Source organism: Clavibacter phaseoli (assembly GCF_021922925.1).
GTDB classification, from domain to species: Bacteria; Actinomycetota; Actinomycetes; order Actinomycetales; family Microbacteriaceae; genus Clavibacter; species Clavibacter phaseoli.
In genome coordinates, this window is the sequence record NZ_CP040786.1 from 1,299,411 (window position 1) to 1,326,370 (window position 26,960).

At 74.3% G+C, this 26,960-nt stretch carries 31 protein-coding genes, 2 tRNA genes, 1 pseudogene and 1 riboswitch; of the genes and pseudogenes, 10 read left to right on the forward strand and 24 right to left on the reverse strand.

Features of this window, described 5'->3' with window-relative positions:
- Window positions 1-58 precede the first annotated feature (58 nt).
- The 5 genes from FGI33_RS06030 to msrA form a co-directional block, all read right to left on the reverse strand.
- On the reverse strand, window positions 59-538 hold the full coding sequence (locus tag FGI33_RS06030; RefSeq protein WP_237582383.1) for a DUF6993 domain-containing protein: 480 nt from the start codon (window positions 536-538) through the stop codon (window positions 59-61).
- Window positions 535-1,098 carry a MarR family winged helix-turn-helix transcriptional regulator gene (locus FGI33_RS06035; RefSeq protein ID WP_119435388.1) on the reverse strand — a complete coding sequence of 188 codons (564 nt, stop codon included), beginning with the start codon at window positions 1,096-1,098 and terminating at the stop codon, window positions 535-537. The genes FGI33_RS06030 and FGI33_RS06035 overlap by 4 nt, the downstream gene beginning before the upstream one ends.
- A complete protein-coding gene (locus FGI33_RS06040) occupies window positions 1,095-1,358 on the reverse strand; it encodes a hypothetical protein (protein ID WP_237582384.1) in 264 nt (87 codons plus the stop codon). Before FGI33_RS06040 ends, FGI33_RS06035 begins: the two co-directional genes overlap by 4 nt.
- Window positions 1,359-1,630: 272 nt before the next feature.
- On the reverse strand, window positions 1,631-1,852 hold the full coding sequence (locus FGI33_RS06045) for a hypothetical protein (RefSeq protein ID WP_237582385.1): 222 nt from the start codon (window positions 1,850-1,852) through the stop codon (window positions 1,631-1,633).
- A gap of 106 nt (window positions 1,853-1,958) precedes the next feature.
- Window positions 1,959-2,486 (reverse strand): peptide-methionine (S)-S-oxide reductase MsrA, encoded by a 528-nt coding sequence (gene msrA, locus FGI33_RS06050; RefSeq protein WP_119435391.1) that lies wholly within the window; start codon window positions 2,484-2,486, stop codon window positions 1,959-1,961.
- 170 nt (window positions 2,487-2,656) lie between these two features.
- On the opposite strand from msrA, the gene FGI33_RS06055 reads away from it, so the two are divergent.
- Together FGI33_RS06055 and FGI33_RS06060 are read left to right on the forward strand one after the other, a co-directional pair.
- The gene (locus FGI33_RS06055) at window positions 2,657-2,893 is read left to right on the forward strand and encodes a hypothetical protein (protein WP_119435392.1); all 237 of its coding nucleotides are present in this window, start codon (window positions 2,657-2,659) and stop codon (window positions 2,891-2,893) included.
- A gap of 83 nt (window positions 2,894-2,976) precedes the next feature.
- The gene (locus tag FGI33_RS06060) at window positions 2,977-3,687 is read left to right on the forward strand and encodes a hypothetical protein (RefSeq protein WP_237582386.1); all 711 of its coding nucleotides are present in this window, start codon (window positions 2,977-2,979) and stop codon (window positions 3,685-3,687) included.
- A 77-nt stretch (window positions 3,688-3,764) separates the two neighbouring features.
- On the opposite strand, the gene nadE is transcribed toward FGI33_RS06060, so the two are convergent.
- The 4 genes from nadE to FGI33_RS06080 form a co-directional block, all read right to left on the reverse strand.
- On the reverse strand, window positions 3,765-4,586 hold the full coding sequence (nadE, locus tag FGI33_RS06065; protein ID WP_119435072.1) for an ammonia-dependent NAD(+) synthetase: 822 nt from the start codon (window positions 4,584-4,586) through the stop codon (window positions 3,765-3,767).
- Between the two features lie 40 nt (window positions 4,587-4,626).
- Window positions 4,627-4,699: transfer RNA gene (locus FGI33_RS06070), tRNA-Arg, on the reverse strand.
- A 14-nt stretch (window positions 4,700-4,713) separates the two neighbouring features.
- Complete coding sequence (locus tag FGI33_RS06075; RefSeq protein WP_237582387.1) at window positions 4,714-5,046, reverse strand: thioredoxin family protein; 333 nt, start codon at window positions 5,044-5,046, stop codon at window positions 4,714-4,716.
- Between the two features lie 32 nt (window positions 5,047-5,078).
- A complete protein-coding gene (locus tag FGI33_RS06080; RefSeq protein ID WP_119401713.1) occupies window positions 5,079-5,294 on the reverse strand; it encodes an SCO4848 family membrane protein in 216 nt (71 codons plus the stop codon).
- Between the two features lie 56 nt (window positions 5,295-5,350).
- On the opposite strand from FGI33_RS06080, the gene orn reads away from it, so the two are divergent.
- The 3 genes from orn to FGI33_RS06095 all read left to right on the forward strand — a co-directional run bounded on the left by orn (window position 5,351) and on the right by FGI33_RS06095 (window position 6,569).
- Window positions 5,351-5,971 carry an oligoribonuclease gene (gene orn, locus FGI33_RS06085; RefSeq protein ID WP_119435073.1) on the forward strand — a complete coding sequence of 207 codons (621 nt, stop codon included), beginning with the start codon at window positions 5,351-5,353 and terminating at the stop codon, window positions 5,969-5,971.
- Window positions 5,972-6,015: 44 nt separating this feature from the next.
- Window positions 6,016-6,091, forward strand: a tRNA-His gene (locus FGI33_RS06090).
- A 127-nt stretch (window positions 6,092-6,218) separates the two neighbouring features.
- A complete protein-coding gene (locus FGI33_RS06095) occupies window positions 6,219-6,569 on the forward strand; it encodes a metallopeptidase family protein (protein WP_160479747.1) in 351 nt (116 codons plus the stop codon).
- A 124-nt stretch (window positions 6,570-6,693) separates the two neighbouring features.
- Here FGI33_RS06095 and FGI33_RS06100 read toward each other — a convergent pair whose 3' ends face one another.
- The 6 genes from FGI33_RS06100 to FGI33_RS06125 form a co-directional block, all read right to left on the reverse strand.
- Window positions 6,694-6,966 carry a hypothetical protein gene (locus FGI33_RS06100; RefSeq protein ID WP_119435075.1) on the reverse strand — a complete coding sequence of 91 codons (273 nt, stop codon included), beginning with the start codon at window positions 6,964-6,966 and terminating at the stop codon, window positions 6,694-6,696.
- Between the two features lie 9 nt (window positions 6,967-6,975).
- A complete protein-coding gene (locus FGI33_RS06105; protein ID WP_119435076.1) occupies window positions 6,976-7,524 on the reverse strand; it encodes a nucleoside/nucleotide kinase family protein in 549 nt (182 codons plus the stop codon).
- A complete protein-coding gene (locus FGI33_RS06110) occupies window positions 7,514-8,308 on the reverse strand; it encodes an energy-coupling factor transporter transmembrane component T family protein (RefSeq protein WP_237582388.1) in 795 nt (264 codons plus the stop codon). The genes FGI33_RS06105 and FGI33_RS06110 overlap by 11 nt, the downstream gene beginning before the upstream one ends.
- Window positions 8,305-9,867, reverse strand: coding sequence for an ABC transporter ATP-binding protein (locus tag FGI33_RS06115; RefSeq protein WP_237582389.1), 1,563 nt, complete (start codon window positions 9,865-9,867; stop codon window positions 8,305-8,307). Before FGI33_RS06115 ends, FGI33_RS06110 begins: the two co-directional genes overlap by 4 nt.
- A gap of 2 nt (window positions 9,868-9,869) precedes the next feature.
- Window positions 9,870-10,523: an ECF transporter S component gene (locus FGI33_RS06120; RefSeq protein ID WP_119434321.1), complete on the reverse strand. Its 654-nt coding sequence runs from the start codon at window positions 10,521-10,523 to the stop codon at window positions 9,870-9,872.
- Between the two features lie 35 nt (window positions 10,524-10,558).
- A riboswitch (TPP riboswitch) is annotated at window positions 10,559-10,669 on the reverse strand.
- 102 nt (window positions 10,670-10,771) lie between these two features.
- Window positions 10,772-11,104 carry a hypothetical protein gene (locus tag FGI33_RS06125; protein WP_012038119.1) on the reverse strand — a complete coding sequence of 111 codons (333 nt, stop codon included), beginning with the start codon at window positions 11,102-11,104 and terminating at the stop codon, window positions 10,772-10,774.
- A 207-nt stretch (window positions 11,105-11,311) separates the two neighbouring features.
- Here FGI33_RS06125 and glgX point away from each other — a divergent pair.
- The 4 genes and pseudogenes from glgX to FGI33_RS06145 all read left to right on the forward strand — a co-directional run bounded on the left by glgX (window position 11,312) and on the right by FGI33_RS06145 (window position 19,144).
- A pseudogene (gene glgX, locus FGI33_RS06130) lies at window positions 11,312-13,516 on the forward strand (glycogen debranching protein GlgX).
- Window positions 13,513-15,864, forward strand: a complete 2,352-nt coding sequence (treY, locus tag FGI33_RS06135; RefSeq protein ID WP_119434320.1) for a malto-oligosyltrehalose synthase — start codon at window positions 13,513-13,515, stop codon at window positions 15,862-15,864. The pseudogene glgX and the gene treY overlap by 4 nt, the downstream one beginning before the upstream one ends.
- On the forward strand, window positions 15,861-17,663 hold the full coding sequence (treZ, locus tag FGI33_RS06140; RefSeq protein ID WP_119434319.1) for a malto-oligosyltrehalose trehalohydrolase: 1,803 nt from the start codon (window positions 15,861-15,863) through the stop codon (window positions 17,661-17,663). Before treY ends, treZ begins: the two co-directional genes overlap by 4 nt.
- 167 nt (window positions 17,664-17,830) lie before the next feature.
- Window positions 17,831-19,144, forward strand: a complete 1,314-nt coding sequence (locus FGI33_RS06145) for a UDP-glucose dehydrogenase family protein (protein WP_119434318.1) — start codon at window positions 17,831-17,833, stop codon at window positions 19,142-19,144.
- 47 nt (window positions 19,145-19,191) lie between these two features.
- On the opposite strand, the gene FGI33_RS06150 is transcribed toward FGI33_RS06145, so the two are convergent.
- The 7 genes from FGI33_RS06150 to FGI33_RS06180 all read right to left on the reverse strand — a co-directional run bounded on the left by FGI33_RS06150 (window position 19,192) and on the right by FGI33_RS06180 (window position 24,728).
- Window positions 19,192-19,686 (reverse strand): hypothetical protein, encoded by a 495-nt coding sequence (locus FGI33_RS06150; protein WP_237582390.1) that lies wholly within the window; start codon window positions 19,684-19,686, stop codon window positions 19,192-19,194.
- 11 nt (window positions 19,687-19,697) lie between these two features.
- Window positions 19,698-20,990, reverse strand: coding sequence for a DNA polymerase IV (locus tag FGI33_RS06155; RefSeq protein ID WP_119457484.1), 1,293 nt, complete (start codon window positions 20,988-20,990; stop codon window positions 19,698-19,700).
- A gap of 73 nt (window positions 20,991-21,063) precedes the next feature.
- Window positions 21,064-22,068, reverse strand: a complete 1,005-nt coding sequence (locus tag FGI33_RS06160; protein WP_237582391.1) for an oxygenase MpaB family protein — start codon at window positions 22,066-22,068, stop codon at window positions 21,064-21,066.
- A 117-nt stretch (window positions 22,069-22,185) separates the two neighbouring features.
- Complete coding sequence (locus FGI33_RS06165; protein ID WP_119435606.1) at window positions 22,186-22,719, reverse strand: DUF1697 domain-containing protein; 534 nt, start codon at window positions 22,717-22,719, stop codon at window positions 22,186-22,188.
- Between the two features lie 65 nt (window positions 22,720-22,784).
- Window positions 22,785-23,555 (reverse strand): FAD-binding oxidoreductase, encoded by a 771-nt coding sequence (locus tag FGI33_RS06170; protein ID WP_237582392.1) that lies wholly within the window; start codon window positions 23,553-23,555, stop codon window positions 22,785-22,787.
- Complete coding sequence (locus FGI33_RS06175) at window positions 23,522-24,136, reverse strand: sulfite oxidase-like oxidoreductase (protein ID WP_119435156.1); 615 nt, start codon at window positions 24,134-24,136, stop codon at window positions 23,522-23,524. Before FGI33_RS06175 ends, FGI33_RS06170 begins: the two co-directional genes overlap by 34 nt.
- A 58-nt stretch (window positions 24,137-24,194) precedes the next feature.
- Entirely contained in the window at window positions 24,195-24,728 is a 534-nt protein-coding gene (locus tag FGI33_RS06180; RefSeq protein WP_119435157.1) for a GNAT family N-acetyltransferase, read from the reverse strand.
- Between the two features lie 65 nt (window positions 24,729-24,793).
- On the opposite strand from FGI33_RS06180, the gene FGI33_RS06185 reads away from it, so the two are divergent.
- On the forward strand, window positions 24,794-25,300 hold the full coding sequence (locus FGI33_RS06185; protein ID WP_119435158.1) for a metallophosphoesterase family protein: 507 nt from the start codon (window positions 24,794-24,796) through the stop codon (window positions 25,298-25,300).
- On the opposite strand, the gene FGI33_RS06190 is transcribed toward FGI33_RS06185, so the two are convergent.
- A complete protein-coding gene (locus FGI33_RS06190; RefSeq protein WP_119435159.1) occupies window positions 25,297-26,502 on the reverse strand; it encodes a M20/M25/M40 family metallo-hydrolase in 1,206 nt (401 codons plus the stop codon). The genes FGI33_RS06185 and FGI33_RS06190 overlap by 4 nt on opposite strands.
- The gene (locus tag FGI33_RS06195; protein WP_119435160.1) at window positions 26,499-26,855 is read right to left on the reverse strand and encodes a hypothetical protein; all 357 of its coding nucleotides are present in this window, start codon (window positions 26,853-26,855) and stop codon (window positions 26,499-26,501) included. The genes FGI33_RS06190 and FGI33_RS06195 overlap by 4 nt, the downstream gene beginning before the upstream one ends.
- Window positions 26,856-26,960 lie beyond the last annotated feature (105 nt).

Sequence of the window (26,960 nt, forward strand, 5' to 3'; positions counted from 1 at the left end):
CGAGTCTATTCAGTGCCGCGCGCCCCGGACGCCGCGCTGGGACGCGTCAGCGCCGCCGTCACCAGTCGATCGCGCGCGTCTGGCCGACCAGGCAGCGACCCGAGGAGAGCGCCGGCTCGACGTGGGCGCTGAACCCGTCCTGGGCGCGCTGCCCGATGAGGCACGCGTCCGGCATGTGCACGGAGACGAGGATCGAGTCGACCGAGTTGCCGAGGGGCGTCGCGTCCGCGGTGACCTCCATGCGGTCCTTCGGGAAGCCGGCGGCCACGAGCGCGTCCACGAGGGCCCGACCCTGCGCGTTGGGATCCGCGGCGACCACGCCGCCCGCCGTCGCCTCGAACGCGGGGAGGTTGCCCTCCGCCGTGCCGTCCGGGTCGACGGGCGCGATGGTCGGCGTGGTGGGCGCGGCACCGGGATCGCCGCTCTCCACGACGGCGGTCGGGGTCGGCTCCGGCGCGGGAGCCGACTGCGTGCAGGCCGAGAGGAGCAGGGCGCCGAGGAGCGCCGGCGCCAGGAGGGCGCGGCCGGCGCGGATCACGCGGCGGACTCGTCGGCGCAGGCCGGGTCGGCGTCGCGGTCGGGTGCCGGGGGGATGGCGAGGTCGTCGCCGCGGGCGCTCCCCCGGCCGTCGTCGAGGGAGGATGCGCTCATGCTGGCGAGGATATCCCGCGCGATGGCCTCGAGCTGCGCGGTCTGCTCGGCGGTCAGCGGGTCGAACACCGTGCGGAGCACCTCCTCCGCGTGCCCGGGTGCCGCCGCCTCGAGGGTCGCGCGACCCTCGTCGGTGAGCTCGGCGAGCAGGCTCCGGCCGTCGTGGGGCGACCGCGAGCGGCGCACCCAGCCCAGCTGCTCCAGGCGGGTGACGGCGTGCGAGGTGCGGCTCGCCGAGGCCTGCAGCGCGCGGGCCAGGACGCTCATGGGGAGGGCGCCGCCCTCGGCCTCCGACAGGCGGACGAGGATCATGTAGTAGGCGTGCGGCATGCCCGCGTCGCGGAGGAGCTCCCGCTCGATGCGCTCGCTGACGTTGTTCAGCGCGACGATGACGGTCCGCCAGGCGCGCTGCTGATCCGGCTCGAGCCACCGGGGGGATCCGCTCATGGTGCGATCCTAGGCTCCGCCGCCGTGGTGCCGACGGCCCCGATGCCGCGTCGCGCGAGCACGGCGTGCCCCACGAGCTCCACGGCGTCGTGCTCCGGCCGGGCTGCCCGACGGGGGACGAGCTCGCCCAGGACGATCACCTCCTCGCCGACGGCGAGACCCGCCACGACCCCGGAGATGCAGGCGCCGGCGCACACGACGAGGATCGCGCCGCCGTCCGGGCCGCCCGGTCCGTCCGCGGCGCCACCCGGATGCCTCACGCACCGGGGTCCGACGAGGAGGCTCGCGACCTCCCATCCCTCGACCGTGCGGATGCATCGCGGCCGCCGCGCGACCGTGCCGCGCACCGCGACGTGCGTCCCGCTCCCCCGCGCCTCGTGGCCCGGTCCCCGGCTTCCCGCGCTCATCGCCCCTCCTCCCGCGCCCCGACGGCCGCGACCGAGGATGCGTCAGAGCAGGGGCTCCACGGGGTCGCCGAGGGCATCCCGCGCACGGCACGACGCGCGCGTGCATGGGGAGGGGACGTCCGGGCTCAGTGCTCGGAGAAGCGGAGGCCGTCGTGGCCCGCGCGGAGCGCCGCCTTCGCGATCTCCAGGGTGGGGTAGGTGCCGGCCACGACGCCGCGGTGCAGCGACCGCACCTCGTAGCCGTCGTCGTGCGAGTGGATGGAGGCGAGCGCCCCCGTGGCCCCGAAGGCCACCCAGGTCTTGCCCGCCGTGCGCGGGAGTCCGGTCGTGCTCGTGCTGGTGGTCATCGACATCGTCGTCGCCTCTCCTGGCCGGGCCTCGTCGCCCGGACGTGCCGATGGTACGCCGACGCCCCGCGGCCGTACAGGCCGCGGGGCGTCGAGGGGAGGTGGATCAGGCCGCGCGCACGTACTGCGCGAACGACTTCCGCACCTTGTTCACCTTGGGCACGGCGACCGCGTTGCAGTAGCCCTGTCCCGGGTTCTTGGCGAAGAAGTCCTGGTGGTAGTCCTCCGCGTCGTACCAGGTGCCGACCGGCTCGATCGTGGTGACGGGCGTGCCGTCCCACAGCTCGCCGGCGCGGGCGATCGCGTCCCGGAACAGCTGCTCCTGCTCCGCGTCCGCGGGGAACATCGCCGAGCGGTACTGGGTGCCGACGTCGGCGCCCTGGCGGTTGAGCTGACGCGGGTCGTGCAGCGTGAAGAACACGTCGAGGATGACGTCGGCGGGGATGACCTCCTCGTCGAAGACCACCTTCACCGCCTCGGCGTGCCCGGTCGCGCCCGTGCACACGGCGTCGTAGGAGGGGTGGGCGGTGTGACCGCCGATGTACCCGGAGATGACGTCCTGGACGCCGTCGAGGGTGCGGTAGACCGCATCGAGGCACCAGAAGCAGCCGCCGGCGAGGATGAATGTCTGCATGAGAGATGAACCTACTTCCCGTCGACGCGCGCGAGGTCCGCGGTGGTCGACATGGGAGGGAACCGTCATCGGGCGCCGCCCATTCCTGCCGGTCGGGATGTCGGTGGTCCCCCGTAGCTTCGGGGACATCGAGACACCGCCGGGCCGGCGGCACGCGGACGGAGGACACCATGCCCAGCATCACCTACACCCCCCTGTCGCGCTCGGCCGCGCAGGTGCGCGAGCTGCACGACGGGCTCCTGCGGGTCACCCGGCCGGACGGCGCGGTGCTCGGCTACGTCGAGCGCATGCACGAGCCGCAGGGCGAGCGCTTCCGCGCCAAGCGGCTGCGCCGGGACGCGCAGGGGTTCGTCCCGCTGGGCGACTTCTGGTCGCTGCAGGACGCGGTGGACTGCCTGCGCTTCTGACGGCCGGCCGCCCGGTGGCGGTCGGCGCGACGCGCCCGCGCGGCCTCCCGGACGGCGCCCGGGGCCCGGGGTACGGTCGCCGCATGCAGTGGTGGAATGATCTCCTCGATGCCCTCGCGTCCGAGCGGGGCACGCAGCTCCTCTCCGGCGTCGTCGTCCCCTTCGTCGCCATCGTGGTTGCCGGCGTGCTCGCCGCCGTAATCGCGCGCAGCGCCACGCAGCGGATCCTCACCCGGCACGACCGCGAGGTGAAGGCCGCCGCCATCGGCGTGCTGATCGACGCGGCGCGCCAGGCGTCCGCGTGGGACGGCCTCACAGCGCAGGAGCGCGTGCTCGCCGACCGCGCCGCGGGCGAGGCCGACATCCGCATCCGACTCCTGCCGGTCAAGGGCGCGGCGACCGCCGCGACCTGGGCCGCGCACGAGATCACCGAGTTCAAGCGCGGCAGCGGCAGCTTCGGCTTCCAGTTCGACGCGCAGCTCGCCGAGTTCCGCGACCGCATGGTCGAGTGGCAGCACCACCCCGGCCGCGCCCGCAAGATCTTCCAGGGCGACATCTCCCGCTGGCAGTTCGAGGACGACCAGCCGGCCACCGACACGGGCGCCGCGAGCCGGCCGCAGGCGCGCCCCGCCGAGCCGACCGCCGTCGCTCCCGTGCCGGTGCCGTGGCGCAGCGGTGCCGACGACCAGCCGGCCGCCGAGCGCCGGGTCGAGTCGCCGGACGAGCAGTACAGCCCGCCCGTGCCCTCGTCGGCTGCCGCCAACTCGCGCGCCGCGGAGGCCGAGCGGCGCTGACCGTCCCCGCCGGCACATGACGACGCCCCGCACCTCGGATGAGGTGCGGGGCGTCGTCGCGTGGGGTCAGACGGGGATCACTTCCACCAGTCGTCGAACATGCTCGCGGGGACCCGACGCTTGTGCTCGGTGCTCTGGTAGCGGGCCTCGATGGCCTCGGCCACCTCGTCGTCGACGTCGCGGCCCTCGAGGAAGTCGTCGATGTCGGCGTACGTGAGGCCGAGGTTGGCCTCGTCGGTCTGGCCGGGGGTGTCGTCGAGGAGGTCCGCGGTGGGCGCCTTGAGGTAGAGCCGCTCCGGCGCGCCGAGGTGCTCGAGGAGGGCCCGGCCCTGGCGCTTGGTGAGGCCCGTGAGCGGGAGCACGTCCGCCCCGCCGTCGCCGTACTTCGTGAAGAAGCCCGTGACCGCTTCCGCGGCGTGGTCCGTGCCGATCACCAGCAGGCGGGCCTGCCCGGCCAGGGCATACTGGGCGACCATGCGCGAGCGCGCCTTGACGTTGCCCTTGGTGAAGTCCGTCATCGCGTGACCGGCCGCGTCGGCGTACTCGGCCTGGAAGCCGTCGACGGCGCGCTTGATGTCGAAGACCACGCTCGACTTCGGCTGGATGAAGGAGAGCGCGAGCTGCGCGTCCTCCTCGTCCGCCTGCACGCCGTACGGCAGGCGCACGGCGACGAACTCGGCGAGGAGCCCCTCGGCGGCGAGCTCCTCGACGGCGAGCTGGGCGATGCGCCCGGCCAGGGAGGAGTCCTGCCCGCCGCTGACGCCGAGGACGAAGCCCTCGGCACCGGTGGATCGGAGGTAGGCCTTGAGGAAGTCGACGCGCTTGCGGACCTCGTCGGCGGGATCGATGGTCGGGCGCACCTCGAGGGCGGCGATGATCTGTGACTGGATGTCGCGCATGCGTCGAATCTACGTCCGATCCGGCGCTTCCGACAGTCGGTCCCCCCGGCGCGACTCGAACGCGCAACCGTCGGATTAGAAGGCCGATGCTCTATCCATTGAGCTACAGGGGGTCGTGACGAGGGTACTACGCGGGATCCGGGCGCCCCGGGGCGCTGCCGGGAGCGGCGGCGGCCGTCCCGTCCATGGCCCGCACGACCGCCTGCAGCACCTGGGGCGCGGTCGGCACGCCCTCCGCGCGAAACACCTCGCGGTCCCCCGCGCGCACGAGGATCGTGGGCGTCGACCGGATGCGCTCCGCCTCGGCCAGGTCCGCGTGCGCCGCGACGTCGAGCTCCTCGACCGGGAGCCAGGGCAGCAGCCGCTGGACCTCCTGGAGCGAGCGCCGGGTCGCCTGGCACGGAACGCAGAAGAGGGAGGAGAACATGATCACCCGCACGCCCTCGGATCCCGCGGGCACCGCGTCGGGCCTGGGCGCGCCCCCTCCGGGGGTCAGGACGCGAAGGCCGCGACGGCGGCGACGATCGAGACGAGGGCGAGGAGCAGGGACACCGACACCAGCACGAGGTGGACGGTGAAGAAGGCGGTGCGCGACCCGTCGGCGGCGCGGGCTCGGGGATCCTTCGCGACGCGCTTGAGGAACTGCGGCCACACGACGACGTTCCAGACGCCGTTGACGATGAGCAGGACGGCGAGGAGGGTGATCACTCCCCCATGGTAGGCGGCGCATCAGGGCGGCCCGGGCCCGCCGATAGGATCGGGGGATGGGCAACAACTCTGACCGGCTGGTGTGGATCGACTGCGAGATGACGGGGCTCGACCTCGCGATCGACGAGCTGGTGGAGGTCGCCGTCGTCGTCACCGACTTCGACCTCGTCCCCGTCGACGCCGGCTTCACGATCGTGATCAACCCCGACCCCGCCGCGCTCGCGAACATGGGCGAGTTCGTCACCGACATGCACCGGTCCTCGGGGCTGCTAGACGAGATCCCCGCGGGCGTCAGCCTCGCCGACGCCGAGTTCGCGGTGCTCGAGTACCTGCTGCAGCACGTGCCGAACGGCGGCAAGGCGCCCATCGCGGGCAACACCATCGGCACCGACCGCGCGTTCCTCGCGAAGTACATGCCCCGCGTGGACGCGCACCTCCACTACCGCAGCGTCGACGTCTCCTCCATCAAGGTGCTGGCGAAGGAGTGGTTCCCCCGGATCTACTTCAACTCCCCGGCGAAGAACGGCGGCCACCGCGCCCTCGCGGACATCCTGGAGTCGATCCGGGAGCTCGAGTACTACCGCCGCGCGGCCTTCGTGCCGGCGCCCGGACCGGCCACCGAGGACGTGCAGGCCATCTCCGCGGACGTGACGTCCGCGTGGGCCCCGCGGCTGTAGTATCCTCTTCCATGGCCGTCCGCGAGAGCGGGATCGGCCGCATGGTGGGCGTAGCTCAGTTGGCAGAGCGCTGGCTTGTGGAGCCGGAAGTCGCGGGTTCGAGCCCCGTCGTCCACCCCACCGGGAAGGGCCGGGATCCGAGAGGGTCCCGGCCCTTCCGTCGTCTCCCCCGTGGTCGCCGACCGTCACGCGGCCGACCATCGCATCGGCCGGGCTCCCGCGCATGCGCGTATGGGAGGGTGGGCGGATGCTGCGCTGCGATCCCGACGACTTCGAGCGACTGGTGGTCGACGAGCTCGACGAGCTGCCGGACGAGATGGTGGACGGGCTCGACAACGTCGTGTTCGTGGTCGAGGACCGGCCCGAGGACGGGTCGCTCGACCTGCTGGGCCTCTACGACGGCGTGGCCATGACCGAGCGCGGGCAATACGGGTTCGGCGAGATGCCGGACCGCATCGTCGTCTACCGCGAGCCGCACCTGCACGAGGCCGAGGACATGGACGCGCTGCGGGATCTCGTCCACGTCACGCTCGTGCACGAGATCGCGCACTTCCACGGCATCGACGACGACCGGCTCCACGAGCTCGGCTGGGCCTGAGACTCACCGCGGACGCACCGGCCCACGGTCCGCGCATCGTGCGGCCCGGACGCATGACGACCCCGGCAGCCGCAGGGCGGGCCGGGGTCGTCGGCGGGCGCTCAGGCGCCGGATGTGCCGGGGATCAGAGCTCGAGGGACTCGTCGTCGCCCTCGCCGAGGACGTCGTCGCTGCCGTCGGCCACGAACGTGTAGGTCACGCGCTGCTCGCCCGCGACCTCGGACACCTGGCCGGCGCGGTACTGGAAGAGAGACTCCTTGCCCTCCACGGCCGACATGGTGCTGATGGTCTCGTCGTGCTGGCCGTCGACGAGGACGCGGGTCTCGGTGGTGCCCTCGAGGGGGCCGTCGGCGTAGACGGCGAGGTAGCGGACGTCGGACGGTGCGGAATCGGTCATGGCCTCAGGCTACCCGGCCGCCGCCACGGCGTCCGTGCGGACGACGGCGTCGGCCAGGGCGCGCGGATCCTCCCGGTCGACGTGCGCGCGCCACTGCGCGTCCCAGCGCTCCCACTCCCGCGCGAAGGCCTCGCCGTCGCGGGCGATGGCGCGGGCCCGTCGCACGGCGTCATCCGCCTCCACCCAGATGCGGTGCGTGGCGAGGCGCGCGGCGGCCCGGGTCAGGGATCCGCAGCCCTCGACCACGAGCGGGCGCCCCGGGTCCAGGTCGTGCCACTCCGCGGGCGCGTCGGCGGACCAGTCCCAGCGTCGCCAGCGGGGGCGGCCGCCCGGGCGCATCTCCGACAGGACCTCGCGCTCGAGGTGCCGGGACGCCGCCTCGAGGCCGTCCCAGCCGGGGTAGACGTCGTCGAGCCGGAGGAGCTGAGCGCCGGGCGGGAGCCCCGCGTCCGGGTCGCCGTCGCGGACGAGGGCGTCCGCCAGGGTCGACTTGCCGGAGCCGGACGGGCCGTCGACGAGGACCAGCGCCGGGCGTCGCTCCCCCGCCTCAGGCCGCACCGGAGCCCCACGTCCCGGCCGCGACGGCGGCCGCCACCGCGCAGGCGGCCACGAGCACGGCGACCGCCACGACCAGCGCCTCGCGACGGCCGATGACGCTGGGCCGGGCCCACGTGCGGGCGGTGCCGCCGCCGAAGCCGCGGGCCTCCATGGCGGTCGCCAGCTTGCTGCCGCGCCGGATGGAGAGCACGAGGAGCGCGAAGGCCTGCCCGGCGAAGCGTCGGATCCGGCCGCGGTCGGCGACGCCGCGTGCACGACGGGCCAGCTCGAGCGAGCGCCAGTCGTCGAGGAGGAGGCCCACCAGCCGGACGCCCGCGAGCGCCCCGAGGACGAAGCGGGACGGCAGGCGCGCGACCTGGGCGAGGCCGTCGGCGAGGTCCGTGGGATCCACGTCCGTGAACAGGGCGAGAGAGGCGACGCCGATGGCCAGCACGCGCAGCGTCGTGGCGACCGCCAGCAGGACGGACCCCTCGCTGACGACGACGAGCAGGAACTGGGCGTACACGTCGCCGGACGTGCGGCCGTAGAGCAGGATCGTCAGACCGGCGCCGGGCGCCGCGATCCAGATCGGGATGCCCCGGACGAGGAACGCGCGCGGACGGATCCCCGCGGCGGGCAGGAGCAGCAGCTCGAGCGCGAGCGCCACGCCCGCGGAGACCACGTCGAGGCTCAGCACGAGGACGAGCGTCAGGACGAGGGCCGCCGCGAGCCGGGCGACGGGGTTGACGGCGGCGAGGCCGGTCGCACGGGCGGCGGGCACGACCGAGGTCGGGGCGGCGCTCACCGCACGACCTCCAGGCGGGCGGCGGAGCCCGGGACGGCGTCGAGGCGGAGGACGTCGTCCGCGAGCGCGCGGACGAGGTCCGCGTCGTGGGTGACGGCCAGGACGCCGACGCCCGCGCGGTCGACGAGGTCGGCCAGGAGCGCGACGAGCTCGGCCCAGGTGCGGGCGTCCTGCCCGAACGTCGGCTCGTCGAGCACGAGGAGGCGCGGCGCGGTCGCGAGGGCCGTCGCCACGGAGAGGCGCCGCTTCTCGCCGCCCGACAGCGTGAAGGGGTTGGCCTGCGCGAGGCCGTCGAGGCGCAGGCGCGTGAGCAGCTCGTCGACGCGGCGGGCGGCGTCCGCGGGATCCATGCCCACGGCGCGCGGGCCGACCTCGAGCTCCGCGCGCACGGTGCCGGCGAGGAGCTGGTGCTCCGGGTCCTGGAAGACGGTGCCGATGCGGGCGGCCAGCTCGCGCGAGCGCCAGGCGACGGGATCCGCGCCGAGGCCGTCGGCGAGGGCCGCCTCCGCGACGACCCGGCCGGACAGCGCGGGCAGGAGGCCGCCGAGCGTCAGCGCGAGCGTGCTCTTGCCGCCGCCGTTCGGTCCGGTGAGGGCGGTGACGCGGCCGGAACCGAGCGCGACGCCGACGCCGTCGGCCACCGCGGTGCCGCGGGCGCCGCCCCGCCCCACGGCGAGGCCGTCCGCGCGGAGGAGCGTCGCGGGCGCGGCCCGATCGCGGACGGGCGCGGCCGGCTCGCGGCCCGGCACCCAGACGCCCGCGGCGGCGAGGGACGCGCCCTGGTCGCGGAGGACGTCGTCGGGCGCCCCGTCGGCGAGGACCCCGCCGTCGGCCGCCAGCACGACGACCCGGTCGACGAGGTCCTGCCACACGGCCACGCGGTGCTCGATGACGACGAGGGTCGCGCCGGTCCGCTCGACCACCGACCCCACGGCGTGACGCACCTCCCCGACGCCCTCGGGATCGAGGTTCGCGGTCGGCTCGTCGAGCAGCAGGAGCCCCGGCCGCATGGCGAGGACCCCGGCGAGGGCGAGGCGCTGCTTCTGCCCGCCGGAGAGCGCGGTCGTGGAGCGGTCGAGGGCGACGTCGAGGCCCACCGCGTCGAGCGCGTCGCGCACGCGCGCCCAGATCTCGTCGCGCGGGACGCCGAGGTTCTCGCAGCCGAACGCGACGTCGTCGCCGACGCGGGAGAGGATCACCTGCGCATCCGGATCCTGCAGCACGAGCCCCGCGCGGCCGCGGCGGGCGGCCGGATCCTCCCCGTCGACGAGCAGGGTGCCGCGGGTCTCCCCCTCGTCGTCGCCGCCGAGGACGCCGGCGAGGGCGTGCATGAGCGTGGTCTTGCCCGCGCCGGACGCGCCGAGCAGCAGCACCCGCTCGCCCGGCTCGATGACGAGGTCCACGTCGCGGACCGCCCAGGCGCTCCGACCCGCGTGCCGCCAGCCCCAGCCCTCGGCCCGCACGGACGCCCCGCCCGCCGCGTCGGCCGTCGCCTCCGGCCCGGCGAGCGGGACGCGCGACGCGTCGATCGACGCCGTGCGACGGCCCGGCCGCCGCACGGTCAGACGCGGGCCGCGGTGTCGCGGCCCGAGGCGAAGCGCGAGAGCGCGCCGGTGCGGGCGAGCGCTCGGGCGACCAGCCACGAGAGGAGCCCCGCGACGATCGCACCCGAGACGAGCGCCGCCACCGTGTAGATCGTGGCGAACAGCGGCGTGGATCCCGGGTAGTACGTGATGAGGTCCGTGATCGCCATGCCGAGCCCGGCGCCCATGCCCGCGAGCACGGCGACGTAGGCGCGCCAGTTCGCGTAGAGGAAGACGAGGAGCACGAGCTCCGCGCCGAGGCCCTGCGTGAGGCCGGAGAGCAGCGTCCCGACCCCCCACACGTTGCCGACGAGCATGGAGACGAACGCCGCGAGGAGCTCGCCGTAGAGGGCGGCGCCGGGCTTGCGGATGACGATGCCGGTGAGCACGCCGGCGAACAGCCAGCCGCCGCCCGCGAGCGCCTGGAGGCCCGGCAGCAGCGGCTCGAAGAAGCCGCCGACCGGCACGGACGCCGTGTTCCAGATGACGAAGACGAGGCCGGACGCGACGCCCAGGACGCTCGCCACGACGATGTCGATGACCCGCCAGCGGGCGCGGAGGCCGGAGCGCGGGGTGCGGGCGCCGGAATCGGCGGGGACGGCGGACGCCGTGGAGGACGGTGATGCGGTCATTGGTCGTGCCCTTCGGATGCGATGGAAGAGGGCACGGGTGGAGAAAGGAAACCTCCCTGCGCTGGCATGATCCAGATCAGGTTCGACGGTCGAAGACTGGGGGTCTTCCTCTCAGCCCGGCTCACCGGACTCCCGTGTTCACGGTGAGCATAGCGCGCGTCCGACGCGCCCGGGGCGCACGTCCCCGAACGCACGGGAGCGCGGGCACCCGAGGGCACCCGCGCTCCGCGGTGGTCGTGCGACGTGCGCTACTTCAGCGTCTTGATGAGCTTGACGAGGACCTTGCCGGAGATCCAGATGACGGGGGTCGCCACCGCGAGCAGCGCGATGACGTTGGGCTGGAACCGCACCTCGCCGTCGGTGGCGATGTACGCGCCGATGGGCCACGTGGCGCCACCGCCCCCGCCGCCGCCCGCGACGTTGCCGTCGGAGTCGGGGAGGTCGCTGCCCCCGCCGAAGCCGTACCAGGCGAATGCGACGGGCACGATGGTCGAGCCGTCGATGTCGAGGGGGTCGCCGTAGACCGTCCCCACTCCGGCGTTCTTCACGTTCTCTGCGAGCTGTGCGACGAGGTTGGTCATGCGTCCCACCGTACCCCGCTGCACCCGTCGGATGCGGGCCGATCCGGGTCCTCACGGTACCCTCGCCCCTGGTGCGTCGCTGCGTCGCATCCGGCCTCCCTGCCGCTGCGGCCCCGCGGATGAACCGCCTGCCCCGCCCCCGACGGACACCGCGCACCCTCCCCGTGCGCGCCGTCTGCGGACGAGTCGACCCAACTGGAGGACCACTTGCACACCTGGCCCGGAAACCCCTACCCGCTCGGCGCGACCTTCGACGGGAGCGGCACGAACTTCGCGCTCTTCAGCGAGGTCGCCGAGCAGGTGCAGCTGTGCCTCATCGAGGAGGACGGCACCGAGACCCGCGTGGACGTGACGGAGGTCGACGCGCACGTCTGGCACTGCTACCTCCCGCACGTGCAGCCGGGGCAGCGCTACGGCTACCGCGTCGCCGGGCCGTACGAGCCCGAGGCCGGTCACCGGTCCAACCCCGCGAAGCTGCTGCTGGATCCCTACGCCAAGGCCACCTGCGGCGAGTTCGACTGGCACCCGTCGCTGTTCGCCTACGACTTCGGCGACCCGTCGAGCCGCAACGACGAGGACTCGGGCCCGCACATGATGCTCGGCGTCGTGGTCAACCCGTTCTTCGACTGGGACGGCGACCGCCTCCCCCGCACGCCCTACAGCGAGACCGTCGTCTACGAGGCGCACGTGAAGGGGCTCACGCAGCTGAACCCGCGGATCCCCGAGGAGCTGCGCGGCACGTACGCCGGCATCGCGCACCCCGCCGTCATCGACCACCTGCAGAAGCTCGGCGTGACGGCCATCGAGCTCATGCCGGTGCACCAGTTCGTGCAGGACAACACGCTGCTCGAGAAGGGCCTCCGCAACTACTGGGGCTACAACACCATCGGCTTCTTCGCGCCGCACAACGCCTACTCGTCCACGGGCGAGCTCGGCCAGCAGGTGCAGGAGTTCAAGTCCATGGTGCGGGCGCTGCACGCCGCCGGCATCGAGGTCATCCTCGACGTGGTCTACAACCACACGGCCGAGGGCAACCACCTCGGGCCGACGCTCTCGTTCAAGGGCATCGACAACCAGGCCTACTACCGGCTCATGGAGGACGACCCCACCTACTACATGGACTACACGGGCACGGGGAACTCGCTCAACGTGCGCCACCCGCACGCGCTGCAGCTGATCATGGACTCGCTGCGCTAGTGGGTCACCGAGATGCACGTCGACGGGTTCCGCTTCGACCTCGCCTCGGCGCTCGCCCGCGAGTTCTACGACGTCGACAAGCTCGCCACCTTCTTCGAGCTCGTGCAGCAGGACCCCGTGGTGTCGCAGGTCAAGCTCATCGCCGAGCCCTGGGACGTGGGCCCCGGCGGCTACCAGGTGGGCAACTTCCCGCCGCAGTGGACCGAGTGGAACGGCAAGTACCGCGACACCGTGCGCGACTTCTGGCGCGGCGAGGCCTCGTCGCTCGGCGAGTTCGCGGCGCGCATCACGGGGTCGGCCGACCTCTACGAGCACTCGGGGCGACGACCGGTCGCGTCGATCAACTTCATCACCGCGCACGACGGCTTCACGATCGCGGACCTGGTCTCGTACGACGAGAAGCACAACGAGGCGAACGGCGAGGACAACAAGGACGGCGAGAGCCACAACCGCTCCTGGAACATGGGCGTGGAGGGGCCGACGGACGACCCGGCGATCCTCACGCTGCGCGGCCGGCAGCAGCGCAACATGCTCGCGACCATGATCCTGTCGCAGGGCGTGCCGATGATCCTGCACGGCGACGAGCTCGGGCGCACGCAGCAGGGCAACAACAACACCTACGCGCAGGACAACGAGATCAGCTGGGTGCACTGGGACCAGGCCGACCAGCCGCTCGTCGAGTTCACCGCGTCCGTCGTGCGGCTCCGCAAGGAGCACCCGACGTTCCGCCGCGGGCGCTTCTTCGACGGGCGGCCCGTGCGCCGCGGCGAGGGCGAGCCGCTGCCCGACATCGTGTGGCTCGACGGCGACGCGACCCCGATGGTCGACGACGACTGGGAGTCCGGCCTCCGTGCCATCGGCATGTTCCTCAACGGCAACGGGATCCGCGGGCGCGACCGCCGCGGCGAGGACATCTACGACACGCACTTCCTCCTCTACTTCAACGCGCACGACGAGCCGGTGTCCTTCACCCTCCCGTCGGACGAGTACGCGGACGCGTGGGAGACCGTGATCGACACCGCGGGCGTCGGAGCCGACTCGACGGCCCTCCGCGCGAGTAGCGTCGTGGACGTGGCGGCCAAGGCGCTCGTGGTGCTGCGCGCCTACACCGAGCCCGAGGTGGAGCCCGACCACTCGGTCGCGGCGAGCCTCGCCGTCCTCACCCACGCGCAGGCCGACCGGCCGGCCGCAGAACCAAGGAGCGACATCAGTTGAGAACCCCCATCTCCACGTACCGGTTCCAGGTGCGGGAGTCATTCGACCTCGCCGCCGTGGCCGAGCAGCTGCAGTACGTGAAGGACCTCGGCGCGGACTGGGTGTACCTCAGCCCGATCCTCACGGCCGAGCCCGGGTCCGACCACGGCTACGACGTCGTCGACCACTCGCAGGTCGACCCGGCGCGCGGCGGCGCGGCGGGCATGAAGGCCGTCGCGGACCGCGCCCACGAGCTCGGCCTCGGCGTGCTGGTGGACATCGTCCCCAACCACGTCGGCGTCGCGACGCCCGTGGAGAGCCTCTGGTGGTGGGACCTGCTCCTGCACGGCACCGCGAGCCGCTACGCCGACGCGTTCGACGTCGACTGGGACTTCGGGCAGGGCAAGGTGCGGATCCCCGTGCTCGGCGACGGCGAGTCCGAGCTCGACGAGCTGAAGCTGGTGCGCGGCGACGACGGCACCGTCGAGCTCCGGTACTACGACACGCGCTACCCCGTCGCGCCCGGCACGGCCGAGGACGACGCGGACGCCCGCACGGTGCACGAGCGCCAGTCCTACGAGCTGATCAACTGGCGCCGCGCCGACGCCGAGCTCAACTACCGCCGCTTCTTCGCGGTCAACACGCTCGCGGGCATCCGCGTGGAGCTGCCGCGCGTCTTCGAGGAGTCGCACGCGGAGATCTCGCGCTGGTTCCGCGAGGGCCTCGCCGACGGGCTCCGCGTCGACCACCCGGACGGCCTGCTCGACCCGAAGGGGTACCTCGACGACCTCGCGCGCATCACGGGCGGCGCGTACGTGCTCGTCGAGAAGATCCTCGAGCCCGGCGAGACGCTGCCCACCGACTGGGCGACCGCCGGCACCACGGGCTACGACGCGCTCGCGGAGATCGACCGCGTGCTCGTCGACCCCGACGGCCAGGTCGAGCTCGACCACCTCGAGGCGTCGCTGCGCGGCCTGCCGCAGGGCGAGCTCACCAGCTGGGCCGACATGATCCGCGGCACCAAGCGCGGCATCGCCGACGGGATCCTCCGCAGCGAGGTCCTGCGCCTCGAGCGCCTCGTGGACGACGCGCCCGCGGACGCCGCCGACGCGCTCGCCGAGCTGCTGGCCACCTTCCCCGTCTACCGCAGCTACCTGCCCGGCGGGCTGGCGCACCTCGAGGAGGCCGCCGCGGCTGCGCGCGCGAGCCGCCCCGACCTCGAGGCCACGATCGACGCGCTCATGCCGCAGCTCTCCGACCCGTCCACGCTCGTCGCCCAGCGCTTCCAGCAGACGAGCGGCATGGTCATGGCCAAGGGCGTCGAGGACACCGCGTTCTACCGCTACTCGCGCCTCGTCTCGCTCAACGAGGTCGGCGCCGACCCGTCGATCTTCGCGATCGACGTCGACGACTTCCACGCGCGCCAGCAGGAGCGGCACCGCGTCGCCCCGCACGCGATGACGACGCTCTCCACGCACGACACCAAGCGCGGCGAGGACGTCCGCGCCCGCATCGACGTGCTCTCCGAGACGCCCGAGGCCTGGCGCGACGCGCTCGGCCAGCTCCGCGAGGTCGCGCCGACCGGCGACGGCCCGTTCGAGAACCTGCTCTGGCAGACGCTCGTCGGCACGTGGCCCGCGTCGCGCGAGCGCCTGCACGCGTACGCCGAGAAGGCGTCGCGCGAGGCCGGCGACTCCACCACGTGGACCGCGCCCGACGAGGCCTTCGAGGAGCGCATGCACGCGCTCGTCGACGCGGCCTTCGACGACCCGCGCGCCCGCACGATCGTCGCCGGGCTCTACGATCGGCTCTCCGGACCGGGCTGGTCGAACGCGCTGGCCGCCAAGGCCATCCAGCTCACAGCGCCCGGCATGCCGGACGTCTACCAGGGAAGCGAGCTGTGGGAGACGAGCCTCGTGGATCCCGACAACCGCCGCGAGGTCGACTTCGGCACCCGCCGCGCCGCCCTCGACGCCGTGCTCAAGGGCGCCGAGCCCGCCATCGACGAGACGGGGGCCGCCAAGCTCCTCGTCACGGCGCGCGCGCTCCGCCTCCGTCGCGAGCACCCGGAGCTGTTCACGGGCTACGAGCCCGTGCGCGCGACGGGCGACGCCGCCGCCCACGTGATCGCCTTCGACCGCGGCGGGGCGATCACCGTCGCGACCCGCCTGCCCGTCGGCCTCGAGACCGGCGGCGGATGGGGATCCACCACCATCGCGCTGCCCGAGGGCGAGCTCGTCGACCACGTGAGCGGCCGTCGTCTCGACGGCGGGCGCGTGTCCGTCGCGGCGCTCCTCGCCGACTACCCGGTCGCGATCCTCGCGCCCGCGTCCACCGCCGCCGATCTCACCCCCGGGAGCCGAGCATGACCGACGACCGCTTCGACATCTGGGCCCCGAAAGCCCGCACCCTGGCCCTCTCCGTGGGCGACGAGCGCCTGCCGCTCGCGCCCGTCGGCGACGGCTGGTGGACCCTCGACGCCGACCGCGCCGAGGCCCTGCCCTCCGGCGACCTCGACTACGGCTACCTCGTGGACGACTCCGACACCCCGCTGCCGGACCCGCGCTCGCGTCGCCAGCCCGAGGGCGTCCACGGCCGCTCGCGCACGTACGACCCGTCGTCCTTCGCGTGGACCGACCAGGCGTGGACCGGGCGCCAGCTCGCGGGGGCCGTCATCTACGAGATGCACATCGGGACGTTCACGCCCGACGGCACGCTCGACTCCGCCATCGACAGGCTCGACCACCTCGTGGCGCTCGGCGTGGACCTCGTGGAGGTGCTGCCGGTCAACGGCTTCAACGGCACCCACAACTGGGGCTACGACGGCGTCCTCTGGTACACGGTCCAGGAGACCTACGGCGGACCCGAGGCGTACCAGCGCTTCGTCGACGCGTGCCACGCGCGCGGCCTCGGCGTCGTGCAGGACGTCGTGTACAACCACCTCGGCCCCTCGGGCAACTACCTGCCGGAGTTCGGGCCGTACCTCCACGAGGCGTCGGCCAACACGTGGGGATCCAGCCTCAACCTCGACGGCGAGGACTCCGGTCCCGTGCGCGAGTACATCATCGACAACGCGCTCATGTGGCTCGGCGACTACCACGTCGACGCGCTGCGCCTCGATGCGGTGCACGCGCTCGTCGACGCGACCGCGACGCACCTCCTCGAGGAGCTCGCGGTGCAGGTGGACGTGCTGTCGGCCCACGTCGGCCGCCCGCTCACGCTCATCGCGGAGTCCGACCTCAACGACCCGAAGCTGATCACCTCCCGCGAGGCGCACGGCTACGGGCTCGACGCGCAGTGGAGCGACGACTTCCACCACGCCGTCCACGTCGCGCTCACGGGCGAGACGACCGGGTACTACGAGGACTTCGCGTCGCTCGGGGCGCTCGCCAAGGTCATCACGCGCGGCTTCTTCCACGACGGCACGTGGTCGTCGTTCCGCGGCCGCGTCCACGGCCGGCCGATCGACCGGGAGCGGATCCCCGCGCACCGCCTCGTGGTCGCGAACCAGAACCACGACCAGATCGGCAACCGCGCCACGGGCGACCGCCTCACGGCGACGCTCGACGAGGGCGGGCTCGCGCTGGCCGCGGTCCTCACGCTGACGTCGCCCTTCACGCCGATGCTCTTCATGGGCGAGGAGTGGGGCGCCACCACCCCGTGGCAGTTCTTCACGTCGCACCCGGAGCACGACCTCGGCGAGGCGACCGCGAAGGGCCGCATCGAGGAGTTCGCGAAGATGGGCTGGGACGAGTCGGTCGTGCCGAACCCGCAGGACCTCTCGACCTTCCAGGACTCCAAGCTCGACTGGTCGGAGCTGTACGGGACCGAGGCCGCCGACTCGCGGCACGCCCGCCTGTTCGGCCTGTACGGCGAGCTGATCCGCCTGCGTCGCGCCCACCCCGACCTCACCGACCCCCGCTTCGCCGAGGTCGAGGTCGAGGTGCACGAGGAGGCGCGCCTGCTCGTGATGGACCGCGGCGAGCTGTCCATCGTGGTCAACCTGTCCGACGAGGAGCGCCGCGTGCCCGTCGTGGGCGAGCGTCCCGCGCTGCTGCTCGCGACCGCGCCGGGCGTCGCGCTGGGCGCCGACGAGGTCGTGCTGCCCGCGCGCTCGGCCGCGATCCTCGGCCCGGTGGCGGACTCCGCGGAGGCGTTGCTGGCCTGATCCACCGCATCCGGGGGCGGGGTCCGACGCGGCGCGCGAGCGCACGTCGGGCCCCGCCCCTGGCACGTCACGGACCCGTGCTACGTTCGAACCGGCCGGGGCTGGGGGGCACGCCGAAGACGTTCCCGCATGCCAGCTCGCGGAGACCTCTCGACGAATGGACACCTGTGCGCATATCTGTCATCGGCTGCGGCTACCTCGGCACCGTCCACGCGGCCTGCATGAGCCGCCTCGGGCACGACGTCGTCGCGATCGACGTCGACCAGGCCAAGATCGCGTCGCTCCAGTCCGGCGTCGCCCCGTTCTTCGAGCCGGGCCTGCCGGAGCTCCTCACCGAGCAGCTCGCTACCGGCCGCCTCCGGTTCACCACCGACATCGCCGAGGCCGCCGGGGCGCGCGTGCACTTCATCGCGGTTGGCACCCCGCAGAAGCGCGGCGAGAACGCGGCCGACCTGACCTACGTCGACGCAGCGGTGGACGCCCTCATCCCCCACCTCGCCGACGGCGACCTCGTGGCGGGCAAGTCCACGGTGCCCGTCGGCACGGCCAGGCGCCTCGCCGAGCGCATCGAGGGGCGCGTCCCCGGCGCGACGCTCATGTGGAACCCGGAGTTCCTGCGCGAGGGCTTCGCCGTCGAGGACACGCTCACGCCCGACCGCTTCGTCTACGGCCTGCCCGCGGGCGACGCCGGCGAGGCCGCGCGGACGACGCTCGACGAGGTGTACGCGACGGCCCTCGGCACCGGCACCGCCCGGGTCACGACCGACTACGAGACGGCCGAGCTCGTGAAGGTGTCCGCCAACGCGTTCCTCGCGACCAAGATCTCCTTCATCAACGCCATGGCGGAGGTGTGCGAGGCCACCGGCGCCGACGTCACGCAGCTCGCGGACGCCATCGGCTACGACGACCGCATCGGCCGCCGGTTCCTCAACGCGGGGGTCGGCTTCGGCGGCGGCTGCCTCCCGAAGGACATCCGCGCGTTCATGGCGCGCGCGGGCGAGCTCGGCGCCGACCAGGCGCTCACCTTCCTCCGCGAGGTCGACTCCATCAACATGCGCCGTCGCGTGCGCGCGGTCGACGTGGCGCGCGAGGTGTGCGGCGGATCCCTGCTCGGCCGCAACGTCGCCGTGCTGGGCCTCGCCTTCAAGCCGGAGTCGGACGACGTGCGCGACTCCCCCGCGCTCAGCATCTCCGCGCAGCTGCAGCTGCAGGGCGCGCGCGTGCTCGCGACGGATCCGTACGCGAACGAGAACTCGCGCCGCCGCTTCCCCGAGCTCACCTACGTCGACACCTGGCAGGAGGCGGCGCGCGACGCCGACGTCGTCATGCTGCTCACCGAGTGGAAGCAGTACCGGGCCATCGACCCCGCGGAGCTCAAGGCCATCGTGTCGACTCCCGTGATCGTCGACGGCCGCAACTGCCTCGACCCCGTCGCGTGGCGCGCCGCCGGGTGGCGCTACCGCGGCATGGGCCGGCCCTAGCCGACCCGGCCGGATCGCGTCATGCCCTCGCGGCGCGCGATCCGGCCTCAGCGCGGGGCGGTCGCCGCGATGCCGAAGAGGGCCCCGCCCGCGACGAGGATCGAGAGCACGACCGCGACCGGGATGAGCAGCAGCAGGCCGTTGAGGATGAGGCCCGTGACGGCGAAGCCGCGGCCGGCGGGCTCCTTGCGGATGCCGACGATGCCGAACACGAGGCCGACGAGCGGGCAGAGGAACGTCCAGAAGAACAGGACCGAGACGAGGCCCAGGATCATCGAGGTGAGGCTGAGGCCCCTCGGCGGCGCGACCGCGTAGACCGGCTGGCCCCAGGCGACCGCTGCCGGGGAGGGCGGGACCGGCGCGGGCGCGAGGCCGTACGGGGCGGCGGCGGAGGCAGGCGCGTACGGCTCGGCAGGAGGTGCCGCGGCGGCAGGAGGTACCGGGGCGGCCGGCGCCGCGGAGCCCGGGATCCCCTCCGGGGCCGCTCCCCCCTCCGCGGCCGGGACGTGGTCGTCGGGGGCGGGCGCGGCGGGATCGGTCATGGGGGTCCTCGTCAGTCGGGCGGGTGTCCGGGGAGGGTACCGCGGGCGGCCGCCTCCGTGCGCGGATCCGACACCGTGGCCCGCTTCGCCCCCGGCTTCCGGAGCAGCGACGCCGGGCCGATGGCGCCGCGGCCGAAGCGCTCCGCCGCCTGGTCGACCGTGCGCTCGGCCTCGCGCCAGCCCTCGTCCGCGTCCCACAGGGCGACGGCGCGGTTGTCGGCGTCGTCGAGCTGCTCGGCGCGCACGCCCACGAGCCGGACCCGGTCGCCCGGACGCGCGACCTGCTCGTACACGTCGCGGATCTCGTCGTAGATGCGACGCGCGACGTCGGTGGGCTCCGACAGCGTGCGGGACCGCGTGATGGTGCGGAAGTCGGAGTAGCGGAGCTTGAGCGACACGGTGCGGGCGGTGAGGCCCGCGCGCCGCAGCCGCTCGGCGACGCGCGTGGCCTGGCCGAGGAGCTCGCGGCGCACGACGTCGGGATCGGTCACGTCGTCGTGGAACGTGTTCTCGTGCCCCATGCTCTTCTCCTCGCGGTGCGTGCTGACGCGCCGGGGATCCCGCCCCCAGGAGAGGTCGTGCAGGCGGGCGCCCGCGGACTCGCCGAGCATCGACTGCAGGGCGGGCAGCGGGGTGTCCGCGATGTCGGCGACCGTGCGGAGGCCGCGGCGGAGGAGCGACTCCTCTGTGGTCTTCCCGACGCCCCAGAGCGCGCCGACGGGCAGCGCATGGAGGAACGGCAGCGTCTCGGCCGCGGGGATGACGAGCAGGCCGTCGGGCTTGCAGCGCGTGCTGGCGAGCTTGGCGACGAACTTGGTGGAGGCCGCGCCGACCGAGCAGGTGAGGCCGGTCTCGGCGTGCACGCGGCGGCGGATCATCGCGCCGATCTCCGCGGGCGACCCGAAGAGCCCCCGGGCGCCGGCCACGTCGAGGAACGCCTCGTCGATGCTGAGCGGCTCGACGAGCGGCGTGACGTCGCGGAAGATGCCCATGACCACGCGCGACCAGTGCGCGTACTTCTCCATGTGGCCGCCGATGACCGTGGCCTGCGGGCAGAGGCGCAGCGCCTGCGCCATGGGCATGGCCGAGCGGACGCCGAAGCGCCTGGCCTCGTAGGTGGCGCTCGTGACCACGCCGCGGCCCGACGACCCGCCGACGATGACGGGGGTTCCGCGCAGCTCCGGCCGCTCGAGCAGCTCGACGGCGGCGAAGAACGCGTCCATGTCGATGTGGAGGATGGTGGCCTCGGAGTCGTCCGCGCTCGCGTCGGACGTGCGCCTGGTCGATCCGTCCTGCCTGCTCATCTCGTGTCCACGCTAGCCCGGGCCGCCGACATCGGCCGCTCGGGCGCCCGCCGACGGGACGGCGGCGTCGGGATCAGGCCGCGGGCTGGGCGCGGTGCCCGGCGTCGTCGCCGCGCCCGGGGCACGGCTCGGCGACGGCGTCGGCGTCGGACGGCGACGCGCTCGACCTGCCCTCCAGCCGCGCGATGCGCTTGAGCGCGGCCTCGTGGCTCGTCGACTGGTCGCCCATCACGCGTCCGGCGACCCCGAGCATCACGCGGGTCGAGGCGAGCGCCGGCAGCGGGAAGGGGCCGAACGACGCCCTGTCGAGCCCGAGGAGCTCTCGGTACCTGGGCTCGAGCGAGGCCACGGCCCCGGCGAAGAGCACGCGGTAGGCCGGGAGCATGGACGCGCGCAGGGGCGGCTCGCGGAGGAAGGAGATCGTCTCGCGGGTGCGCTCGTCGGCGCGGAGGAGGCCCTGGTCGTGGAACGCGTCGATCTGCGCGTGCAGCTCGGCGTGCGAGCGCGGCGGCGCCTCCACGCCCATGAGCTCGCCCGCCTTCGCCCACTCGGCCACGTACCGGTCGGGCCCTCCCGGGATCGGCGGCCCCCACTGCATGTGCGTGCTGAGGAACGCGTCGGTGAAGACGATGTGCACCCAGGAGAGCAGGTCGGGGTCGTTCGCGCTGTAGGGGCGCTCGACGCCGAGGCCGTCGACGAACGTGCCCTGCACCTTCCGGTGGTAGCCGCGCACGCGCCGGCTCACGTCGACGGCGGTGTCCCGGTCGCCGAACGAGGTGGTGATGACCCAGCGCACGGTGCCGGCGAGGCGGCCGAGCGGGTCCTCGCGGTAGCGCGACCAGTCGTGGACCCCGGCCATGGCGCCCGGGTGCAGCGTCTGCATGAGGAGGGCGCGGATCCCGGCCACGAGCGTCGGCATGCCGCCGTGCACGGCCCAGACGGCGGATCCGGGGCCGAACCAGCCGGCGTCCTCGCCGTCCTCCAGGTCCTGGATCCACTGCGGGCGCCCCTCGGAGTCCGCGGAGAAGGTCTCCAGGATGTGGGACTTCCAGCGGTCCGCGAATCTGCTCACGTGCACGAACCTATCCCCCTGCCCGCGCCCTGAGGAGGCCGCAGCGCCCCCGACCCGGAACGGGGGCGTGACGGCTGCCTGGACGCCACCCCCATGCGGGGGACGCGCCTCCGGGCGACGCGGTCACGCGTCGAGGAGCGCGACGAGGGCCGCCACGGTGCGGGCGTTCCTCGCCGTCACGGAGGCCCCGAGGCCACGCCAGAACGCCAGCGGCACGCGCGACGCCGACACGCCGTCGGGGTGCCAGGAGTAGACCGCGTCGCGCGCGACCTCGACGAGGTCGGGGGCGATCGCCGCGGCCTGCGGCGGGGCGGGCAGCGGATCCAGCGGCCGGTCGAGGAAGGAGACGAGGAGGCGGGCGGGGTCGTCGGCGACGTCGCCGAACGGGATGCCGGCCGCGATGCGGCGGAAGTCGGCCGCGGGGACGAGGTGCACGTCCGCCGTCACGCCTGTCGCGAGCCGCACCGCGTCCTCGATCGCCACCGCGGCGCCGCGGCCGCTCGGCCGCTCGTGGTCGACGACCGCGTTGCCGCTCCGCAGGTGGGTGCGGACGCGCAGGTAGCCGAGCCCCTCGAGCGCCGCGGCGAGATCCGCCATCGGCACCTGCTTCGCGCGTCCGACGTTGATCCCGCGCAGCAGCACGACCGATCGCTCCATGCGGCACCCGCTCCCCCGCGGCTCCGTCGCCGTCCGCCCCAGTGTGGCCCGGTGGGCCGTCGACGTCACTCCCCCGACGGGCCGAACTGCTCGATGCGGATCGCGTCGCGGCCGACCCCGGCGTCGAGGAGGAGGCGCGTCGCGCCGCCCGCGAACGCCGTGGATCCGCACACGAACGCCACCCCGGCGCCCGCCGCGAGCCCCGCGACCTCCTCGGCCCGCAGGCGCCCGAACCCGCGCGCGCCGTGCCGCTCACGCGTGGTCACGATGAGCGCGCCTGCGGCCTCGAGCTCCGCGCGGCACGGGACGTCGACCGCCGTGCGCGCCGAGACGGCCACGCGCACGAGGTGCGGGACGCCGAGGTGCCGCGCGTGGCGGACCATCGACACGAGCGGCACCGCGCCCGTGCCGCCGCCGAGCGCGACCGCCGGCGTCGCGCCGTCCCAGACGAAGAAGCCGCCGATGGGCAGGCGCATCTCGATCTCGTCGCCGACCCGCGCGACGTCGGCGAAGAACCCGCTCACCTCGCCGTCCTCGTAGCGCTCCATCAGCAGCTCGACGTCCTGCTCGTGCGGCGCCGAGAGGATGGAGTACGAGCGCTGGGCCGTGTACCCGTCCTCCGCGCGCAGCCGGACGACGCAGTGCTGGCCGGGCAGGTGCGGGATCCGGTCGGGCACGTCGAAGCGCAGCAGGACGGTCGTGGGCGTCGGGTGCTCGAGCGCGGTGATCCTCGCCGTCCGCCACTCGCCGCCGACGGAGGCCGGGACGGCGGGCTCGCGCGCGGACCCGGGCTCCGGCGCGCTCAGCGGTCGCCCTGGTAGCGCTGCTCGCGCCACGGGTCGCCGCGGTCGTGGTAGCCGTTGCGCTCCCAGAAGCCCTGCTGGTCGCGGTCGAGGAGCGTGAGGCGGGCGATCCACTTCGCGCTCTTCCAGAAGTAGAGGTGCGGCACGAGGAGGCGCGCGGGTCCGCCGTGGTCCGCCGTGAGCGGGCGGCCGTCCGCCTCCCACGCGATCCACGCCCGGCCGCCGCGGAGGTCCTCGAGCGGGAGGTTCGTCGTGTAGCCGGAGTGCGAGGTCGCGAGGACGAAGCGCGCCTCCGGGAGCGGGCCAGCGGCGTCCAGCAGCGTGTCGACGCTCACGCCCGCGAAGCGCGTGTCGAGCCGGGTCCACGTGGTGACGCAGTGGATGTCGCCCGCGTACTCGGAGCGCGGCAGCGCGTGCGCCTCGTCCCAGTCCCAGGTGGTCGGGCGCTCGACGAGGCCGTCGACGGCGATGGACCAGCGCGACTCCGGCAGGTTCGGGACGGCCTCGGCGGTGAGGACGGGCCAGCCGCCCTGGGTGTCGTACTGGCCGGGCGGGAGCCGGTCGGCCGGGCCCTTCCGCGGGCGGCCGACGAAGCCGCGGGTGATGCCGGTCATGGGCGCCTCCTCGAGGGGCGGGTGGTGGGCGGGGTCCCGTCCATCATGGCGCGCGGGATCAGCGCGCGGACGAGTCGGACGGATCCGGATCCACGGGAGCGGACAGCATGGCGACCGCGTGCAGCCCGTCCGGGTCGACGACCTCGGCGAGGCGGACGAAGCCGAGCCGGCCGTGGAAGGCGAGCGACCCGGGGTTCGGCGGGAGCGTGTTGACCTCGCACGTGACGGCCGCGCGCCCGCTGCGCCGGGCCTCGCCGAAGACGCGGGCGTAGAGGACCTGGCCGAGCCGGCTCCCGCGGTGGCCATCGGCGACCACGATCCGGTCGACGTAGAGGCCGTCGACCCCGCGCTCCGCGAACCAGCGGTAGTTCGGGCTGTCGTAGGCGCCGCCCGGCTGCATCGCGAGGAGCATGCCGACGGGCGTCGCGCCGGGCGCGTCCGCGTCGACGACGGCGATCGCGAGGTCGGCGTGGCCGAGCACCTCGCCGAGCGACGCGGCGTCCATGGGCGGGACCGCGGGCACGGCCGCGTTGTTGAGCGGCACCATCCAGGCGAGGTCGGCGGGCACGAGGTCGCGGGTGGCGGGGGTCACGCATCGAGGGTACGGGAGCCGGGCGACCGGACCGGCCGGCCCGGCGCCCGCGTACCGTTGCCCGGGTGACCGCATCGCTCGTGCTCCTCAGCGACACCCACCTCCCGAAGCGCGCGAAGGACCTGCCGCGGGCGCTGTGGCGGGCGATCGACGCCGCCGACGTCGTGGTGCACGCGGGCGACTGGGTCGACGAGCCCGCCCTCGACGCGATCGCGGCGCGCTCGGCCCGGCTCCTCGCATGCTGGGGCAACAACGACCCCGCGGGGCTGCGGGCGCGGCTGCCGGAGACGGCCCGGGCGGTGATCGAGGGGATCCGGTTCGCCGTCACGCACGAGACGGGCGCCTCCACGGGCCGCGAGCGCCGCATGGACGCCGCGTTCCCGGACGCCGACGTGCTCGTCTTCGGCCACAGCCACATCCCCTGGGACACCGTGACGCCCGCGGGCCTCCGCCTCCTCAACCCCGGCTCGCCCACCGACCGCCGCCGCCAGCCGGACTTCACCTGGATGACCGCGACGGCCGACGCGGGGCGGCTCGACGTGGAGCTGCACCGGTCGGCGACGCGCGACTAGGCGCCGGCGGTCCCGCAGAAGTCGAGGATCGCGCCCTCGAGCACGTCCGCGAGCCGGCGGATCGAGTCGACCTCGGCCCACTCCTCGTCCGCGTGCGCGCCGCCGCCGGTGACGCCCAGGAGGATGCACGGGATCCCGGCCTCGAGCACGAGCCCGGCGTCGGTCCAGAACGGCTCGCCGCGGTGCGGGACGGGCGATCCGGTGACGCGCGCCCCGCTGTCGAGCACGGCGCGCGCGAGCGGCCCGTCGACGTCCGCCTCGAAGGCCGCGCGGGCGACGAGCGCCTCGAGCTCCGCGACCATGCCCGGCGTGCGGGCGGCGACCGCGGTGAGCGCGGCGCGCAGCTCGGCCTCGACGTCGGCCGTGGACTGGCCGGGGAGGAAGCGCCGCTCGACCGTGAGCACGCAGGAGTCGGCGACCGTGGCCGCGTCCGAGCCGCCGTGGATCCGGGAGACGCGCACCGCGCCCGTCCCGAGCAGCGGGTGGCGGGGTCCCGCGGCGAGACGCTCGGCCAGCGCGTCGAGCTCGCGGAGCACGAGCCCGGCGTGCGCGATCGCGTCGACGCCCTGCTCGGGCATCGACCCGTGGGCCGCGCGCCCGGTGAGTCGGATCTCGTACCAGCCGAATCCGCGGTGGGCGACGATCGCCTCGGACTGGCTGGGCTCGGAGATCACGGCGCCGTCGATCCGCGTGCCGGCGGCGGCCAGCGCCCGGAGCGCCTCCTCGGTGCCGATGCTGCCGAACTCCTCGTCGGCGACGAGCGCCAGCACGACGTCGCCGCGCGTGCCGATCCGGCGGGCGCGGTCGGCGGCCACCATCATCGCGGCGAGGCCCGCCTTCATGTCGAACGCGCCGCGGCCGAGCAGACGGCCTTCTTCGATCAGGGGCGCCAGGCCGCCGCGCGCGGGGTCGCCGGGCGGCACGGTGTCGAGGTGCCCGTCGAGGAGGATCGTGCGGCCGCCGCCCGTGCCGCGCGCGGTGGCGAGGACCGTCGGGCGCCCGGGGACGTCCTCGAGCACGCGCACGTCGAAGCCGCGGGCGCGGAGCCAGGCGGCGACGTGGGCGGCGACCGCGGTCTCCCCCGCTGCGCCGGTCACGAGGTCGGGGTTGGTCGAGTCGATGCGGATCAGCTCGGCGGCGAGGTCGACGGGATCGACGAGTCCCGCGACGCCCGCGTCGGGTCCTGTGACGGCGCCGCTCACGCGCGCGGCGGGAGGTCGTCGGCGGGCAGCGCGGGGACCGTCTCGTCGACGTCGTCCACGAGTCGCAGGGCGCTCTGCGGCACGACGACCCGGCGACCGGCCGTGCCGTCGTCGTCGTCCGAGCCGAGCTCCACGACCCATGCGCGACCGCGCGCGGTCGGCACGGGGCTCACGCTGCGCAGGCCGTCGGAGGCGGAGGCGACCACGAGGCCGACGGGCTCGCCGTCGAGCGCGGGGTCGCCCGTGGCGGCGGCGCCGTCGAGGATCACGACGACGGCCCCGACCCCGATCGCGTGCGTCGCGTCGCTCCCCCGCTCGCCCTCGGATCCGTCCCGGCCGCGTCTCATCCACATGCCCCGATCCTCCCATCGGCGGCCTCCGACCGCCGCCCGGCGCGCGGCCCCGCGCCGCCCGCACGGGCGACGCCCGGCCGACGTCGCTAGCGTGGGGATCCCACC